13 protein-coding genes and 3 pseudogenes are annotated in these 17,718 nt (G+C 52.1%); 10 read left to right on the top strand and 6 right to left on the bottom strand.

Features of this window, described 5'->3' with window-relative positions:
* Nucleotides 1-107 precede the first annotated feature (107 nt).
* Nucleotides 108-2,168 (top strand): AsmA family protein, encoded by a 2,061-nt coding sequence (locus NA986_RS13650; RefSeq protein ID WP_023216706.1) that lies wholly within the window; start codon nucleotides 108-110, stop codon nucleotides 2,166-2,168.
* 39 nt (nucleotides 2,169-2,207) lie between these two features.
* On the opposite strand, the gene NA986_RS13645 is transcribed toward NA986_RS13650, so the two are convergent.
* From NA986_RS13645 to NA986_RS13635, 3 genes are all read right to left on the bottom strand, one after another.
* A complete protein-coding gene (locus NA986_RS13645) occupies nucleotides 2,208-3,530 on the bottom strand; it encodes an MFS transporter (RefSeq protein WP_001148981.1) in 1,323 nt (440 codons plus the stop codon).
* A gap of 350 nt (nucleotides 3,531-3,880) precedes the next feature.
* Complete coding sequence (yhjD, locus tag NA986_RS13640; RefSeq protein ID WP_000191230.1) at nucleotides 3,881-4,909, bottom strand: inner membrane protein YhjD; 1,029 nt, start codon at nucleotides 4,907-4,909, stop codon at nucleotides 3,881-3,883.
* A gap of 72 nt (nucleotides 4,910-4,981) precedes the next feature.
* Nucleotides 4,982-5,881 (bottom strand): LysR family transcriptional regulator, encoded by a 900-nt coding sequence (locus NA986_RS13635; RefSeq protein ID WP_000358046.1) that lies wholly within the window; start codon nucleotides 5,879-5,881, stop codon nucleotides 4,982-4,984.
* A 630-nt stretch (nucleotides 5,882-6,511) separates the two neighbouring features.
* Here NA986_RS13635 and NA986_RS13630 point away from each other — a divergent pair.
* Nucleotides 6,512-7,114 (top strand): response regulator transcription factor, encoded by a 603-nt coding sequence (locus NA986_RS13630; protein ID WP_001196081.1) that lies wholly within the window; start codon nucleotides 6,512-6,514, stop codon nucleotides 7,112-7,114.
* A gap of 5 nt (nucleotides 7,115-7,119) precedes the next feature.
* Here NA986_RS13630 and NA986_RS13625 read toward each other — a convergent pair whose 3' ends face one another.
* A complete protein-coding gene (locus NA986_RS13625; RefSeq protein ID WP_023216705.1) occupies nucleotides 7,120-7,476 on the bottom strand; it encodes a glycoside hydrolase family protein in 357 nt (118 codons plus the stop codon).
* A 280-nt stretch (nucleotides 7,477-7,756) separates the two neighbouring features.
* Between NA986_RS13625 and NA986_RS13620 the strand changes: the two genes are divergently transcribed.
* Complete coding sequence (locus NA986_RS13620) at nucleotides 7,757-9,346, top strand: STY4199 family HEPN domain-containing protein (protein ID WP_000185010.1); 1,590 nt, start codon at nucleotides 7,757-7,759, stop codon at nucleotides 9,344-9,346.
* Nucleotides 9,347-9,358: 12 nt separating this feature from the next.
* Here the strand turns inward: NA986_RS13620 and NA986_RS13615 are convergent, their stop codons facing one another.
* A complete protein-coding gene (locus NA986_RS13615; RefSeq protein ID WP_000934254.1) occupies nucleotides 9,359-11,008 on the bottom strand; it encodes an alpha,alpha-trehalase in 1,650 nt (549 codons plus the stop codon).
* A 325-nt stretch (nucleotides 11,009-11,333) separates the two neighbouring features.
* Here NA986_RS13615 and NA986_RS13610 point away from each other — a divergent pair, with 325 nt between their 5' ends.
* The 7 genes and pseudogenes from NA986_RS13610 to NA986_RS13580 all read left to right on the top strand — a co-directional run.
* The gene (locus NA986_RS13610; protein WP_000572565.1) at nucleotides 11,334-12,053 is read left to right on the top strand and encodes a GntR family transcriptional regulator; all 720 of its coding nucleotides are present in this window, start codon (nucleotides 11,334-11,336) and stop codon (nucleotides 12,051-12,053) included.
* Between the two features lie 175 nt (nucleotides 12,054-12,228).
* On the top strand, nucleotides 12,229-13,206 hold the full coding sequence (fraB, locus tag NA986_RS13605; protein ID WP_010989080.1) for a 6-phosphofructose-aspartate deglycase: 978 nt from the start codon (nucleotides 12,229-12,231) through the stop codon (nucleotides 13,204-13,206).
* Nucleotides 13,207-13,269: 63 nt separating this feature from the next.
* Nucleotides 13,270-14,115: a fructose-aspartate kinase gene (fraD, locus tag NA986_RS13600; RefSeq protein WP_000028430.1), complete on the top strand. Its 846-nt coding sequence runs from the start codon at nucleotides 13,270-13,272 to the stop codon at nucleotides 14,113-14,115.
* Between the two features lie 53 nt (nucleotides 14,116-14,168).
* Nucleotides 14,169-15,488 (top strand): anaerobic C4-dicarboxylate transporter family protein, encoded by a 1,320-nt coding sequence (locus NA986_RS13595; protein WP_000498935.1) that lies wholly within the window; start codon nucleotides 14,169-14,171, stop codon nucleotides 15,486-15,488.
* A 58-nt stretch (nucleotides 15,489-15,546) separates the two neighbouring features.
* Nucleotides 15,547-15,918: pseudogene (gene fraE, locus NA986_RS13590) on the top strand (fructose-asparagine asparaginase); the annotation flags it as partial.
* Nucleotides 15,919-16,066: 148 nt separating this feature from the next.
* A pseudogene (locus NA986_RS13585) lies at nucleotides 16,067-16,150 on the top strand (asparaginase domain-containing protein); the annotation flags it as partial.
* Nucleotides 16,146-16,271, top strand: a pseudogene (locus NA986_RS13580) (asparginase); the annotation flags it as partial. The pseudogenes NA986_RS13585 and NA986_RS13580, both read left to right, overlap by 5 nt.
* A 46-nt stretch (nucleotides 16,272-16,317) precedes the next feature.
* On the opposite strand, the gene gorA reads toward NA986_RS13580, so the two are convergent.
* Nucleotides 16,318-17,670: a glutathione-disulfide reductase gene (gene gorA / locus NA986_RS13575; protein WP_000160768.1), complete on the bottom strand. Its 1,353-nt coding sequence runs from the start codon at nucleotides 17,668-17,670 to the stop codon at nucleotides 16,318-16,320.
* Nucleotides 17,671-17,718 lie beyond the last annotated feature (48 nt).

Genomic DNA, 17,718 nt, shown 5'->3' with positions numbered 1-17,718 from the left:
CCAGACTGTTCCCGTAATACGTGGTATTACGAGGCGCGGTCATCCTCCTTTTTCGTCTGGCTGAACTATCTTTAGGACAGGCAAGGGAAGAAGTGAGGAAATAACACATGACTAAAGCAGGCAAAATAACCGCCGCCATCACAGGGACTTTCTTGTTGTTGATCGCCATAGTGATTTTGTTGATCGCAACATTTGACTGGAACCGCCTCAAACCGACCATCAACCAGAAAGTCTCTACCGAATTGAACCGGCCTTTCGCTATTCGCGGCGATTTAGGCGTGGTGTGGGAACGCCAAAAACAGGAGACCGGCTGGCGAAGCTGGGTACCGTGGCCGCATGTTCACGCGGAAGACGTCATTCTCGGCAATCCGCCGGATATTCCGGAAGTCACGATGGTGCATCTGCCACGCGTTGAGGCGACGCTTGCTCCGCTGGCGCTCCTGACCAAAACCGTCTGGCTGCCGTGGATCAAACTGGTGAAACCCGACGCGCGTCTTATTCGCCTGTCTGAGAAAACCAATAACTGGACCTTTAACCTCGCGCAAGACAAGAATACGGACCCCAATGCTAAACCTTCCGCCTGGTCCTTCCGGCTGGATAATATTCTCTTCGACCAGGGGCGAATCGCGATCGATGATAAGGTCAGCAAAGCGGATATCACTATTCTGATCGATCCGTTAGGCAAACCGTTGCCGTTCAGCGAAGTGACGGGAACGAAAGGCAAAGCAGACAAATCCAGCGTGGGCGACTATGTCTTCGGCCTGGAGGCGCAGGGGCGTTATAACGGGGAACCGTTGACCGGTACGGGCAAAATAGGCGGTATGCTGGCGCTACGCAGCGAAAGTACGCCTTTTCCTGTGCAGGCCGATTTCCGCTCTGGCAACACGCGGGTGGCTTTTAGCGGCGTGGTGAACGAGCCGATGAAAATGGGCGGCGTCGATCTGCGGCTTAAATTCTCTGGCGATTCACTGGGCGATTTATATGATTTAACCGGCGTGCTGCTGCCGGATACGCCGCCGTTTGAGACCGATGGGCGACTGGTGGCGAAAATTGACGCCGAAAAGTCATCGGTATTTGATTATCGCGGTTTTAACGGGCGCATTGGCGACAGTGATATCCACGGCTCCCTCACTTATACCACCGGTAAACCGCGCCCTAAACTGGAAGGCGATGTCGAATCGCGCCAGTTACGACTGGCCGATCTTGGGCCGCTGATTGGCGTGGATTCCGGGAAAGACGCTGAGCAGTCGAAACGGTCTGAACAGCGCAAAGGCGAGAAGAATGTTCAGCCGGCGGATAAAGTGTTGCCTTACGATCGCTTTGAAACCGACAAATGGGACGTTATGGACGCCGATGTCCGGTTTAAAGGCCGACGTATTGAGCATGGCGGCAGTCTACCGATTAGCGATCTTTCGACCCATATCATCCTGAAAAACGCCGACTTACGTCTACAGCCGCTGAAGTTTGGTCTGGCAGGCGGCAGTATTGTCTCCAACATCCATCTGGAAGGGGATAAAAAGCCAATGCAGGGGCGGGCGGATATACAGGCGCGTCGGCTGAAGCTTAAAGAACTGATGCCGGATGTGGAGCTGATGCAGAAAACGCTGGGCGAGCTGAACGGCGATGCGGATATTCGCGGGACGGGCAACTCGGTCGCCGCGCTGCTTGGCAACAGTAACGGCAATCTGAAGTTATTGATGAATGATGGATTGATTAGCCGCAACCTGATGGAAATCGTGGGGCTGAACGTCGGCAACTATATTGTCGGGCAGATTTTTGGCGATGACGAAGTGCGGGTTAACTGCGCGGCGGCGAATCTCAATATTACGAACGGTGTGGCGCGACCGCAAATTTTTGCTTTTGATACAGAAAATGCGTTGATTAACGTGACCGGTACGGCGAGCTTCGCCTCTGAACAGCTCGATTTAACCATTGATCCGGAAAGTAAGGGGATTCGTATTATTACGCTGCGATCGCCGCTGTACGTGCGTGGGACATTTAAAAATCCGCAGGCGGGCGTCAAGCCCGGCCCGCTGATTGCGCGCGGCGCGGTTGCGGCAGCGCTGGCGACGTTGGTAACGCCCGCCGCCGCGCTATTGGCGCTCATTTCGCCCTCTGAAGGCGAAGCCAATCAGTGCCGGACGATTTTAACGCAGATGAAGCAGTAACGTGAAACGTAGCGCCGGATGATGCCATCCGGCGCCCTATTACAACGCCTGATGACGCGTCTCATGGGTTAACAGCAGTGCAATCAGCGTCAGCGCCGCCATTGACGCCAGGTAAACCCCTACCGCCGCCAGCCCGTAGTGGCTTTGCAGCCATGCGGCAATATACGGCGCGACGGAAGCGCCCAGAATCGATGACACATTGTAGGAAAACGATGCGCCGGTATAGCGCACTTCCGTCGGAAATAGCTCCGGCAGCAGCGCTCCCATTGGGCCGAAGGTCAGCCCCATCAGGCTCAGGCCTAACAACAGGAACACGAATACCAGCGCTGGATTGCCTGAACCCAGCAGCGGGGTAAAGGCGAACAACGCGAAGAGAATGATGAGCGTGGTAATGATGACCATGCTTTTCCGACGGCCAAATGCGTCCGCCAGCAGGCCGGCGACGGGCACCATCACGCCGAAACCAATCACCGCCATCATCAGCATCCACAGTATTTCATTGCGCGGCAAGCCAAGCCCCACCGGCGCGGCGGCCGTGCTGTAAGTCATGGAATAGACGGTCATGATATAGAACAGCGTGTAGGTCGCCAGCATAATAAACGTGCCGAGAATGGTTACGCGGACATGCTTCGTCAGCAACGTGCCCAGCGGTATTTTTACCTGCTTTTTCGCTGCGGCGACTTTCGCAAACACCGGCGTTTCATGCAGCGACACGCGCACATACAGGCCGATAATCACCAGCACCGCCGAGAAGATAAACGGCACGCGCCAGCCCCAGCTCATAAACTGCTCGTCGGTCAGCAGCCAGGAGAGCAACAGGAAGGTGCCATTGGCAAAAAAGAAGCCGATCGGCGCGCCCAACTGCGGGAAGGAGCCATACAGCGCGCGTTTGCGCGGCGGCGCATTCTCCGTCGCTAATAACGCTGCGCCGCCCCATTCGCCGCCCAGCCCTAGTCCCTGACCGAAACGCGCCAGCGCCAGCAGCAGCGGCGCGAAAATACCTATCGTCGCGTAGCCCGGTAACAGACCGATAATGACCGTGGAGATCCCCATCGTCAGCAGCGAAGCCACCAGCGTGACTTTGCGGCCTACCCGGTCGCCGAAGTGGCCGAATAGCGCAGAGCCAATCGGACGCGCCACAAACGCGATAGCGAAGGTGGCGAGCGATTGTAGCGTTGCCGCAGTGGGATCGCCCTGGGGGAAGAAGATAAGGGGGAACACGATCACCGCAGCGGTGGCGTAAATATAGAAGTCGAAGAACTCAATTGCGGTGCCGATAAGCGAGGCAATAACGACTTTATTGCGTGAGTTTACCGGAACATGTTCCTGCTCATGGTCGAGTGTTGTGGCGGTTGCTTGCATACTATTTTCTTATTTTTAGCGAACGAATAGCCATATTACGCACAGCAAAAGTTATATTTCAATGTGTAACAAAAGCCAAAAATGGTCAAAAAAAGCGCAAAAAGGGGATAATGTTTAAGCCAGCCATTTTGCGTCTATGAAATGCTTCACATAATTTTAGAATTAGTGGATAAAACTGGTTTCTGGTTAAATAAAAGTTAATTACTGGATTTATATGCTGAAACAATGAGATGGGGCGGAAGGACGTGCCTGATTGTACCGCCGGGTACGCTTTGCTTGCCCGGCCCGGGACCACACGCCAGTAGGCCGAATGACGACGCCGTGCGTGCCATTCGGCAGCAAGCCGCAGACTAGCGTTGCGTTTTACCCGGCATTCGCGGGTCGTCCTTGTATTCGGCGGTGGCTATCCAGGCCGCGCAGAATAACGTCAGGCGGGCAAAAAAGTAGAAGAAGGCCATCAGACCGAGTACGGAGCCAAACGCCGCGCCGGAAGGCGATTTCACCAGTGACGGCAGCGTATAAGTCATAATGATTTTAATCACCTCAAAACCGATAGCGGCGATAAATGTCCCGCGAATCAACGCTTTTTTACGGGGACGATGGCGAGGCAGTCGCCAGAAAATCCAGAAGAAAAGCAGATAGTTGGCAAAAATAGAGATGGCCAGACCGATCAAATGCCAGGCCGGTTTTAACCATTCGATGCTGTCGAGGTACAAGGCGGAGATGATCATCTGCTGGGCGGAACCGGCAATGGAAGTAATGGACAGCGTAATGATTAAAGCGATTAATAATCCAATCAGCGAGATAAAATCGCGCAGATATTTGAGCCAGATTTTCTCCTGATCCTGCGGCTTGCGCTCCCAGACGTCCCGTGACTGGGCGCGAATCGCTTCCCGCAGGTTGCCCATCCAGTTAACGCCGGAATAGAGCGCGATACCCAGTCCGACCAGCCCTACCGTGGTACGCTGTTGAACCGCCGTATTAATCGTATTTTTAAGCGTGGACGCCAGCGTAGGATCGCTCACATTCATCAATATCTTGCTGAAAATATCTTCCAGTAGATTAGGGTGCGAGGCGAGGATAAAACCTGCCGCGGCAAAGGACACCATCATTATCGGGATCATCGACAGAAACGAAAAGTAGGTGATAGCCGCGCCAAACTGATTACCCAGTCGATCGTTAAAACGTTCGGTCGCGCGAATGAGGTGGGCCACCATTGGTTGACGCTGAATTTTTTGCACCAGGGAGGTGACGGAATGCAACGCCTGATTTGCCTTTTCGTTTTTTTCCGGGGCGTCATGCGGCTGCGTTTCTATTTTTTGTATCGGGTCGTGCTCCAGTTCCTGAATAGGGCGTTTTACGTCATTTTCCTGCGTCATCAGGTCGGTAGTCCTTCATCATTAATAGAATATGTCAGTATAGCTTCTCCCCGGTGGATGCTGAAAATGCGGCTACTCTGCGGCCTCTTTAATGGTTTCAGTCAGCCATACCATAAACAGGTGTACCCGGCGGGAAAGATTACGGCGATGGGGATAATGCAGCGTCACCGGCAGTGGAGCGGCGCGATATTGCGGTAAAATTTCAATGAGCGTTCCGGCGCGTAACGCCTCCCGTACAGCAATGCGCGGCGTCTGAATGATCCCTAATCCTGCCAGACAGGCCGTATGCCAGGTTTCCGTACTGTTTACCGTTAGCATTCCGCCGGTTTTTACCCACTGCATACCGTGGGGAGTTTCAAAGGCAAAACCCGGTGAAGAGACTCCCGGCGTCAATGAATAATGCACCACCGCATGTGAGGCGAGGTCGTCAAGGTTTTCTGGATACCCAAAGCGCGCCAGGTATTGTGGGCTGGCGCAGTTCACCCTCCTCAGTTTGCCAAGCGGGCGCGTCAGTATCCCTGGCGCATGTAGCGGTTCTGTGCGCACCACGCAGTCGAAATCTTCCCGTAGTAAATCGACCTGTCGATCGCTACTACAAAGTTCCAGCGCAATGCCGGGATACTGATGCAAAAAAGTGGGCAGGCGCGGCATGATGAGGCTGTTTGCGAGACATGGCGGTATATCTACCCGTATTTTGCCACTGATACTGGCGGGATCAGGCTGGAAAAGACCCTCCAGTTCATCCAGGTTACTCAACAGATCTTTTGCCCGTTCGTAGTAAACCATTCCGTCCTGAGTAAGCTGTACCCGCCGGGTGGTGCGGTGGAGCAGGCGGATGCCCAGTTGATGTTCTAACGCTTGTATTTGCCGTGAGACGCTGCCTTTGGGAAGGCCGATATCCTCTGCTGCGCGGGAAAAACTTTCCCGTTCCGCCACGCGTACAAACAATTTCATTGCATATATTTTATCCATCATCAGGCTCTATTATTGTTCTTATTGAAACAGTGACGCTGAAGCGGCTGGTTTTATTGATTTTCTAGCACCTAATAAGCCCTTTCGCAATCATTGCTCGCGTGACGAATACGTCTGATCGCGTTGCGCGGCGGATTTATCGCCTTCCGGCCAGGCATTTTAGCGCCAAAAAGCCGATAAACGGGTCGAGAGCGGTAAAACACGCCGATAACAGCGGGTGTAGTGGGAGAGAGAAATGTATGTACATACACGGTATTGTCATTGACCCATCGTCGCGGTTTTCAGGCGGATTGGCTATTTTTTAACAAAATGTGCTACTTTATTTTTTGTAACACATAAGGCGAAAAGCAGATATTTCCTTTGTGACGCGCCAGGCGTACTCTTCATTAAATTAATATTCAAATTAGCCTTGGCTGTTCGCGCTAATAAGATATTCCTTACTTTAAAAGGCTAATTTTAGCGAATTCTGTAATCCCGATGTTGAAGCTGTAAATATTCATAACCTTTCCCTTCCTCAACCAATGACTATCGGTAAAATGGCCTATACCAAATGGCGACTTCTTATTTTACCCTACGGGTAATACCCTTCCTCATCTTGAGACTATTATCTTACCCAGGTGGAGAAAAGTAATGCAGGTAATCATGTTTGACAGGCAGTCAATATTTATTCATGGAATGAAAATCAGTTTGCAGCAGCACATTCCAGGAATAAGTATCCAGAGTGTCGGTCAGGCAGAAGAACTCTGGCAAAAAATAGAAAGCGCGCCGGATGCGCTGGTCATGCTGGATAGCGGCCTGGATGCTGAATTTTGCCGCGAGGTGTTACAAAGAATCGCGCAGCAATTTCCGGAGGTGAAGATTATTATCACGGCGATGGATGGCAGTCAAAAGTGGCTGCATGAAGTCATGCAATTTAACGTTCAGGCCGTGGTGCCACGCGATTCTGATGCCGAAACCTTTGTCCTTGCGCTCAATGCTGTCGCTCGCGGGATGATGTTTTTACCGGGGGATTGGTTAAATTCAACGGAGCTGGAGTCCCGTGATATAAAAGCGTTAAGCGCCCGCCAGCGGGAAATTTTACAGATGCTTGCCGCTGGAGAATCAAATAAACAAATTGGGCGGGCGTTAAATATTAGTACCGGGACGGTTAAAGCGCATCTGGAGTCGCTTTACCGGCGGCTGGATGTAAAAAATCGTACCCAGGCCGCCATGATGTTAAATGAATCGAATTAACGACGTTAAATTCGCAGTCCGCTTATTTCTGGCTGTGAAATATCACCCGTATTGATTAATGATAAAAAACGCTGATGTCCGATGCTGAACATCAGCGCAATAAGCGTTTCGCGTTGAAACCGATCGTTAAGTTCCGGCAAACAATTCTGTAGCAGCATATCGCAGCTATTGAGGTCATCCAGCAAGAATGCCTCCGCCTGGTCGGGCGTAATGAACGTCAGCGTCTCATCCGGCGTCAACATATGCCCGTAACCAATCACCCAGTTACCCTGCCGATCGCGATACTTTTCCAGCGACAGACCCTGCCACTGTTTAATAAACGCGACGCAGGCGGAGCTAAAGCGAGATGAAATGTGCGGCATGGCATCTTTCTCATAAAAAGCGCGATTATAAAGTGTGCTGCACGCGTGGCTAGCGGTCAGACGGCCAAACGCAGGCAGGGAAAAGGTCTATGCCGTTCAGCGTCACGCCGCGTTGACAGAATGAAAAACTGATGTTTTTGGTTAGTAACCGATCTTCTTATAAATTTGCAATCATTAAGATTAAGTCACTGAAATGTGGCTAAATCTGTTATATCTATGAAAAAACATAATTAAAAGAAAACGAAGATCTCGTCGCGGGATCGTCTTTTTAGGGAAGATAATGACGAATAGCGCTTCGCAGGCGACACGCGCGCCTTTTGAACATAGCCTGGGGATTATCCGCCAGGCATCAATAGAAATCCTGCTGCTGCTGGGTATTCATACCACAGAGGGAAAAGAGCCCCGGTGGTTCATGGAACAACTTGAGCAGGCGCGTCTTAACCTGGGCGGTTGGGGCGCGGTGGCGAAAAAATTGCGGATAAATGACGCGCAGTTGAGCCAGTTTATGCTGCAACTGCGTCACCTTCAGCAGCATGTTCCCCAGTATGACAGCGGGCAAGAGGTGAGCGAAAATCAACTCCTTGCCGCGTTGCGTTTTGTCACCTCGCTGGAACATCTACGTCAGCAGCAGCCGCTACTGACGTATCAAACTGAGCTGGAAGACCCCGACCAGGAGGCGCATCTTGAGGCGCAGCGTCAGCTTCGGGCGATAGAACTGACGTTAAAAGCGCTTATTGCGCGCGCATGGCCGGATCGGGCGTCGCTGAATCACTACCTCAAGCAACATTTCGGCCCGGACCGTTTGCGCCAGTGGTTAAAACAGGGAGAAGATCAACATGCGCTGGAGGGCATGTTGTTCAGCGAACTGGCGCTTATGGTGGTTGATAAAAAATTGTTTGCCCGTCATTACGTCAGAATTTTTAATGACGCCTCAGCGTTAACGCTGTTCGCCGAGTCGCGCACCACCCTGCGTATGTTTCTGGATGATTGCCGCCTCGCGCGAAACGAGGTTATCGCCAGGCAGCCGCTCACCTCAGCGCAGCTTATGCTGCTAAACGTTCAGTATCAGCAAATCGTTCGGCCCATCCAGCGCGCCTATGCCGAAAAACGTACCCGCGTGAATCCCGCTTCGTTTCTGCTGGCGGATGAACGTGAATTGCGCCAGTTCTGGGAAACCGCGCGGCTTAAAGATCGGCAGGCCGGGGGAGATAAGCATGAGATTAGCGAGAGCATAGAACCACCGCGTAAGCGGCCTCCGCGTACGCCTGAAGAGCGTGAGCAACTTATTTCCGGCACTTTGTGGGCCGGGGTTGGCGTCATGACGCTGGCGATACTGGCGGGCGCGTTCTGGCTATTTAGTTCGTCGTCGCCAGGCTCCGATAACGGGCAAGCTCCCGCAATGGCGCAGGATGAACCGCCGCGCGAGGCGCCTTCCGCGCGGGAAACGCTCAATCATATGGGGATTACCTGGGATGCGTTTACCATGCGGGCGGCGATAGAGCGCAATGATACGCGGGTGACGGCGCTGTTCCTCCAGGGCGGAATGAACTGGCAGCTCGCGTGGACGGAGCAGGCGTTTGCGGCAGGACATACCGAGGTGCTGCAACTGTTGTTGCGTTATCCCGCGCTGATGGATGAGGTCAAACCCTGCCGACGATTTATCACAACGTTAAGTCATGACATGTCGAGCGGCGCGCCGCTGACCGCGATGCATAAAACCTATTTGCAAACGTTTTGCACCGTTCCGGCTGTTGTGACGCGCCAGCAGCACGATACGGAGCAGGCCCGATTGCGCGCTCAGGCCCGGCCCAGCGCAGACAATAAAAAATGGCTGAAAATTCAGTCAGCCATTTATGATGCGATTCACTGAGGCCGGAGCAGGTTAAGGCTCTCCGTAAAGGCCAATCAGGCGGCGCACCACGCCATTGGTCCAGCCGAACCCGTCCTGTAGCGGATACTCGCCCCCGCCGCCTTCGCGGGGCGTACCGCCGGAAATATGGTATTTCTCGATCAGTTTGTGGTGCTCCTGATAAAAATGGTTCACTGTTTTTAACCAGTTATGGGCGATTTCATCGCCCAGCATATCGTCGCCATACAGTTTGAAGCCCTGAATCGCCATCCATTGCAGCGGTGCCCAGCCGTTCGGTTTATCCCACTGTTCGCCGGTTTCGTATTCGGTCGCCATAATCCCGCCGGGCGTTAACAGACGGCTGCGTACCACATTTGCCAGACGGTCGGCCTGCTCATGGTTCGCCATACCGACATACAGCGGCACGATACTGGCGGCGGAAAAGAGCGCCATTTCTTCGCGTCGCCAGTCATAGTCCCGATAACAGCCGTTTTCATCATCCCACAGATAATGGTTCACGGCGGCGCGTCGATCGCTGGCTTTCTGGCGAAATAGCGCCTCGGTGTCACGTTCGCCTTTCAGCGCTGAAATATTGGCGATAGCGCTCTCCAGTTTATACAGAAAAGCGTTCAAATCGATAGGGATAAACTGGGTCGTACGTATGCTGGCAAGCCGGCCCGCATCGCGTAGCCAGCGTGAAGAATAGTCCCAGCCGGACGCCGCCCCGGCGCGCAAATCCCGGTAGACTTCATTGGGCGGACGACCGGAGTGTTTTGCGGTTTCGACATCTTCCAGCCAGGACTCGTCGCGCGGCGTGTCGCGATCGTCCCAGTAGCGGTTCAGCAGGGAACCGTCCGGCATCCGCACAACGTGGCGATAAGCCTGGTTGAGCGCCAGCGATTCGGCGCCGTCCATCCAGAAGGCGTATTCCATTTTGAGATGGTCGAGATAACGCCGCGCGCCGCGTACGCCATCTTCTTCGAACAGTTCAACCATCAGGGCGAAAACCGGCGGCTGCGAACGGCTCAGATAATAGGTCCGGTTGCCGTTGGGAATATGGCCATAGTTTTCAATCATCCAGGCGAAATTATCCGCCATACATTTAAGTAAATCTTCGCGCCCGCTTTCCGCCAGACCCAGCATGGTAAAATAAGAGTCCCAATAATAGGTTTCGCTAAAGCGGCCTCCCGGCACGATATAGGATTGCGGCAGCGCCAGCAGCGAAGACCACGGAATATGATCCTGCGGTTCGCGCGTCAGTATCGGCCAAAGCTGGTCAATATGTTCTTTGAGCGAGTTTTCGGGGTTAGAGACATACTCGCTGGATAAGGTTTCCGGTAGCCAGAAATGGTTCTCGACGAAGCGGCGTAAGTCAAAATCACGGTGGCGTCTGACCTTACGGTAGCGGATCAGGATATCAAGCGGGTCCATCTTCGGCGCGCAGTCCGGGAACGTTTTACTGTCTGGAAACAGTTTTGTTGACTGTACATGCTCGAACAGTTCGAGATACCGATCGGCAGGGGTCAGGGCGTCAGAGGCGGGAAGCCCCTCGATCATCTCCGGCTCCGGTTCCGCCTCGATCATTTCATCCAGCTTTAACTCGCACGGGTCTGTTTCATAAAGCAGATCGACATCAATAGTCAGATCTTCAGAAGGCGTGGGGTTTAATTTCTGGTTGAGCATAATGACAAGGACCTCCGGCTTGCGTCGTAAAAGATACGGGTGTTGCCCGGCTGTCTATTAAGCGTAGACATTCGCTTCGATACCTGAGTGGCAAAGTGTGCGATAGATCACATTTTGCAATTTGTCTCTCAAGAAAAACACTTCATAACTTACTGAATAGTATTGCGAAAATCCTATTTTCATGACGCCCGCCCCAGACCTAAAATCAGAACATTCGTTTCATAGCGGTATCACTACGTCACCGCATGGCGTGGATTCACAAGCAAAGGTAACGTAAATAGTTATAATACAAGCTATGGCACCATGATAATACAAATGGATACAAATGATCGAGCAACCCGACAGTAAAAGCGCCAAACCGCTTTATAAGCAGCTTGAAGCCGCCTTAAAAGAGGCCATTGCGCGTGGAGAGTATAAACCAGGCCAGCAGATCCCGACGGAAAATGAACTGAGCGCGCGCTGGCAGGTGAGCAGGGTCACGGTCCGTAAGGCGTTGGATGCGCTGACGCGTGAAAATTTGCTGACCCGTGTCTCCGGCAAAGGCACCTTTGTCTCTGGTGAGAAATTTCAGCGCAGCATGACCGGCATCATGAGTTTCAGCGAGTTATGCCAGTCCCAGGGACGTCGCCCGGGGTCACGCACCATCAAATCCGTTTTTGAATCGGTAGACGATGAGACAAAAGCGTTACTGAATATGAACGATGGCGAAAAAGCGGTCGTCATTGAACGTATCCGCTATGCCGACGATGTGGCGGTATCGCTGGAAACCGTACATCTTCCCCCTCGTTTTGCGTTTTTGCTGGACGAAGATCTTAATAATCACTCTTTGTATGAATGCTTACGCGAGAAACACCACTTATGGTTTACCCACTCCCGTAAGATGATCGAACTGGTTTATGCCAGCTTTGAAGTCGCCCATTATCTTGGCGTCAACGAGGGTTATCCGCTGATCCTGATAAAAAGTGAAATGATTGATAACAAAGGAGAACTCTCCTGCGTTTCGCAACAGTTGATTGTCGGCGATAAAATACGGTTTACCGTATGATGTCAGCATTACGCTAACGAAGAGCAGGCTGAATCGGGATCCAGATCGCGGATCCCGATTTTTTTTGGTTTCCATCTTGATCAAATGTCTTTAAATGTCATATAAAAATAACAATACATTATGAGTCATTTATGGCGAATCCTCGCCTGTATCATTGATGGAACCAGAGGAAAGCATGATGGGTATGAAAGAGACAGTTAGCAATATTGTGACCAGCCAGGCAGAGAAAGGAGGCGTTAAACACGTCTATTATGTGGCGTGCGGCGGTTCTTATGCGGCGTTCTATCCGGCGAAAGCATTTTTAGAAAAAGAAGCGAAAGCGTTGACTGTCGGTCTGTATAACAGCGGAGAATTTATTAACAACCCGCCGGTAGCGCTGGGAGAAAATGCCGTTGTGGTTGTCGCCTCCCACAAAGGTAATACGCCAGAGACAATTAAAGCGGCTGAAATCGCCCGTCAGCACGGCGCGCCGGTCATTGGTTTAACCTGGATAATGGATTCACCGTTGGTGGCGCATTGCGACTATGTGGAAACGTACACGTTTGGCGACGGTAAAGATATTGCCGGAGAGAAAACGATGAAAGGCCTGCTGAGTGCGGTCGAACTGCTCCAGCAGACGGAAGGGTATGCGCACTACGACGATTTTCAGGATGGCGTCAGCAAAATCAACCGTATCGTCTGGCGCGCTTGCGAGCAGGTTGCGGAACGCGCGCAGGCGTTCGCGCAGGAATATAAAGACGATAAAGTCATTTATACCGTCGCCAGCGGCGCGGGCTATGGCGCAGCCTACCTACAGAGCATCTGCATCTTTATGGAAATGCAATGGATACATTCCGCCTGTATTCATAGCGGTGAGTTTTTCCACGGGCCGTTTGAAATTACCGATGCGAATACGCCTTTCTTCTTCCAGTTTTCCGAGGGCAATACGCGGGCGGTGGATGAACGCGCGTTAAACTTCCTGAAAAAGTATGGCCGCCGGATTGAAGTTGTCGATGCGAAAGAGCTGGGGCTATCGACCATTAAAACCACGGTTATTGATTACTTTAACCACTCTCTCTTTAATAACGTTTATCCCGTTTACAATCGGGCGTTAGCTGAGGCGCGTCAGCATCCGTTAACGACGCGCCGCTATATGTGGAAAGTGGAATATTAATTACATCAGGATGGATAAAAAAGCAGGGACGCTTTTTATTGTAAAGACAAACAAGGAATAATGATGAGCATCAGCGTATTGGGTATTGGCGACAACGTTGTCGATAAATACCTGCATTCCGGCATCATGTACCCCGGCGGTAATGCATTAAATTTTGCTGTCTATGCGAAATTAGCAGACATCCCCAGCGCGTTTATGGGGGCGTTTGGCAATGACGACGCCGCGCAGCACGTACAGGATGTATTACACCAGCTACAGATAGACATCTCTCACAGCCGCCATTATACCGGCGAAAATGGGTATGCCTGTATCCGTCTCTCGCATGGCGATCGGCAATTTGTCGCCAGCAACAAAAACGGCGTATTGCGGGAACATCCTTTTAGTCTGTCTGACGACGATCTTCGCTATATATCACAATTTACCTTAGTCCATTCCAGTATTAACGGCCACCTGGAATCGGAACTGGAGAAAATTAAACAACAAACCGTCTTACTCTCTTTTGATTTTTCCGGGCGCGGTACAGACGACTATTTTGAAAAGGTATGCCCGTGGGTAGATTATGGATTTGTCTCCTGTAGCGGGTTATCGCCAGATGAAATCAAAATAAAACTCAATAAACTTTATCGTTATGGCTGTCGGCATATTATTGCCACCTGCGGGCATGAAAAAGTTTATTATTTTTCCGGCGCGGATTATCTGGAGTGGCAACCTGCTTATATCGAACCTGTCGATACGCTGGGCGCAGGCGACGCCTTCTTAACCGGTTTTTTGCTTTCCATTTTGCAATCGGGTATGGCGGAACCCGATAAAGAAAGCGTGCTGCGCGCCATGCGGCAGGGCGGGAAATCGGCGGCGCAGGTATTATCTCATTACGGCGCATTTGGTTTTGGTAAACCGTTTGCACAATAGGTTACGTCCCTCAATGTAAAGCGACACTCACTCCAGATAACCCAGGAGGAAGTATGTTTTGGACGGAATTATGTTTTATCCTTGTGGCCCTGATGATAGGCGCCAGGATCGGCGGCGTATTTTTAGGGATGGTCGGCGGGTTAGGCGTCGGCGTGATGGTTTTTATTTTTGGCTTGACGCCTTCTACGCCACCGATTGATGTTATTCTGATTATTCTTTCTGTTGTCCTGGCGGCCGCTTCTTTACAGGCCTCCGGCGGGCTGGATTTACTGGTCAAACTGGCGGAAAAAATTCTGCGTCGCCACCCTCGTTATATTACGTTATTAGCGCCGTTTATCTGTTATATCTTCACTTTTATGTCAGGAACGGGGCATGTCGTTTATAGCTTGTTACCGGTTATTTCTGAAGTCGCACGGGATTCTGGTATTCGACCGGAACGTCCTTTATCTATTTCCGTTATCGCATCGCAACAGGCGATCACCGCCAGTCCTATATCTGCCGCCATGGCGGCGATGATTGGTTTAATGGCGCCGTTGGGCGTCTCTATTTCAACCATTATGATGATTTGCGTGCCCGCCACGTTAATCGGCGTAGCGATGGGGGCAATAGCGACCTTTAATAAAGGAAAAGAGTTAAAAGACGATCCGGAATATCAACGTCGGCTTGCTGAAGGGTTAATTAAACCTGCGCAGAAAGAAAGTAAAAATACGGTGGTCACTTCGCGCGCCAAATTGTCGGTGGCGTTATTTCTGACCAGCGCGATCGTTATCGTTCTGTTAGGACTGATTCCGGCGCTGCGGCCCATGGTGGAAACAGCGAAAGGGCTACAACCGCTTTCGATGTCCGCCGCTATCCAGATTACGATGCTCTCTTTTGCCTGCCTGATTGTGTTGTTATGTCGGCCGCAGGTCGATCAAATTATCAGCGGTACGGTATTTCGGGCGGGCGCGCTGGCGATTGTCTGCGCCTTCGGCCTGGCCTGGATGAGTGAGACGTTCGTGAATGGTCATATCGCGTTGATTAAGGCAGAAGTGCAAACTCTATTGCAACAGCATACCTGGCTTATCGCCATTATGATGTTTTTCGTGTCCGCTATGGTCAGCAGCCAGGCGGCAACGACGTTAATTCTGTTGCCGCTGGGGCTGGCGTTAGGGTTGCCCGCTTATGCGTTAATCGGCTCCTGGCCTGCCGTTAACGGCTATTTCTTTATTCCGGTGGCGGGGCAGTGTCTGGCGGCGCTGGCGTTTGACGATACCGGTACGACGCGTATCGGCAAATATGTGCTTAACCATAGTTTTATGCGTCCGGGATTAGTTAACGTGATTGTCTCGGTCATTGTCGGGCTGTTAATAGGAAAAATGGTTCTGGCCTGATTGTTATTAATATTTTTATAGCACACGTCACTTATTATTTTTAATTCAGAGGAAGAAAATGAAAATTAGAGTTTTCATGGCCACCGTGTTGCTGCTCATCAGCCACTGTGTATTTAGCACAACGTCACTACCGCATATTGTTATTCTCGCGACAGGCGGTACTATCGCCGGGACGGCAGCCAATAATACGCAAACCGCCGGATATAAATCCGGTGAACTTGGCGTGCAAACATTAATAAATGCCGTGCCGGAAATGAATAATATCGCTCGCGTTGACGGCGAGCAGGTGGCGAATATTGGTAGCGAAAATATGACCAGCGATATCATCCTGAAACTTTCACAGAAGGTGAATGCGTTATTGGCGCGGGACGATGTTGACGGTGTGGTTATTACTCATGGCACTGACACGCTCGATGAAACCGCCTACTTTCTTAGAGCCTATCCCATTAGGGCTATTTTACTTGCCATTTTGGTCCTGGGCAGTGCTCAAAATCCTCACGTACTACGTGTACGCTCCGGTTTTTGCGCGCTGTCCGTGTCCAAACTGGCTGCGCCAATAACGCCTACTGGGATAGGCTCTTAATTTGACCGTGAAAAGCGACAAACCGGTGGTGTTTACCGCTGCAATGCGGCCCGCGTCGGCAATCAGCGCCGATGGCGCAAGGGCAGCCAGGGCTGGTGTCTGACTCGCTCAACCCGGCGAAGGCGCGAGTGTTGCTGATGACGGCATTAACTCAGACGCGTAATCCGGAACTGATCCAGAGTTATTTCAGTACGTATTAATCATGCAGGCTTGTGCGCCCACCCTCGAAGATGGGCGCACAAGATCTTAACGCATGGTCACAAACTCTTCCGATGCGGTCGGGTGGATGGCGACGGTATTATCGAAGTCTTTCTTGGTAGCGCCCATCTTCAGCGCTACCGCGAAGCCCTGCAACATTTCATCCATGCCGAAGCCGATACCGTGGATACCCACAATTTTTTCTTCCGGCCCGACGCAGACCAGCTTCATACGGCACGGCTGGCGGTGCGTCGTCACCGCGGTATACATAGCGGTAAACGATGATTTATAGACTTTCACCTGCTCGTCGCCGTACTGCTCGCGCGCCTGCGGCTCGCTTAACCCGACGGTGCCGATAGGCGGATGGCTAAAGACCACGGTCGGGATGTTGCTGTAGTCCAGATGCTCGTCCGGCTTGTTGTTAAACAGGCGCTCGGAGAGACGGCGACCGGCGGCGACGGCGACTGGCGTTAGCTCTACCGCGCCAGTGTTGTCGCCAACGGCGTAAATGCCTTCAATGTTGGTATTCTGGAATTTATCGACAATTATGTAACCTTTTTCATTGGTTTTCACGCCCGCTGCCGCCAGATTAATATTGTCGGTCGACGGTTCGCGACCAATGGCCCAGATCAGGCAATCAACGGTTTCACTGCGGCCATCTTCCAGTTCCAGAGTCAGACTGCCGTCGGCGTTTTTCACCACCGCTTTCGGCACGGCGTGAGTATGCAGTTGCGGGCCTTCGGCGTTCATCACCTCAACCAGCGTTTCGCTAATCATCGGGTCAAAACTGCGCAGCGGCGCATGTTTACGGACAAACAGATGCGTTTTCGCCCCCAGCGCGTTGATAACGCCAGCCAGTTCAACGGCGATATAACCTGCGCCTACCACCGCGACGCGCTCCGGCAAGGCAGACAGCGCAAAGAAACCGTCGGAATCAATGCCGTATTCCACGCCTGGAATGCTCGGATGGCTCGGACGGCCGCCGGTAGCGATCAAAATATGGTCGGCGGTGATGGTTTCGCCATTCACTTCAATGGTTTTGGCATCGACAAAGCGGGCAAAGCCTTTAATCACATCCACGTTATTTTTGCCCAGCACGTTGTCGTATGAAGTATGGATGCGGTCAATATACGCGGTACGGCTGGCAATCAGCTTGCTCCAGTCGAACTGATTAATCGTGGCGTCAAAACCGTAGTCCGGGCCATACAGATGAATCGCTTCACGAATCTGCGCGGCATGCCACATCACTTTCTTCGGCACGCAGCCCACGTTAACACAGGTGCCGCCCAGCTCTTTGGCTTCGATGAGCGCGCATTTCTGGCCGTACATAGCGGCGCGGTTAATCGAGGCGATACCGCCGCTGCCGCCGCCGATAGCGATGTAATCATAGTGTTTGGTCATGACCGCTCCTTTATGTTCGTTGTCGGACGGATAGATTCTGCGCTACCC

The sequence above is a fragment of the Salmonella sp. NW177 genome (genome assembly GCF_051811585.1).
In the GTDB taxonomy this organism is placed as follows: Bacteria; Pseudomonadota; Gammaproteobacteria; order Enterobacterales; family Enterobacteriaceae; genus Salmonella; species Salmonella enterica.
The sequence above is the reverse complement of the archived record's forward strand: the minus strand, read 5'-3'. Positions and strand labels throughout refer to the sequence as shown.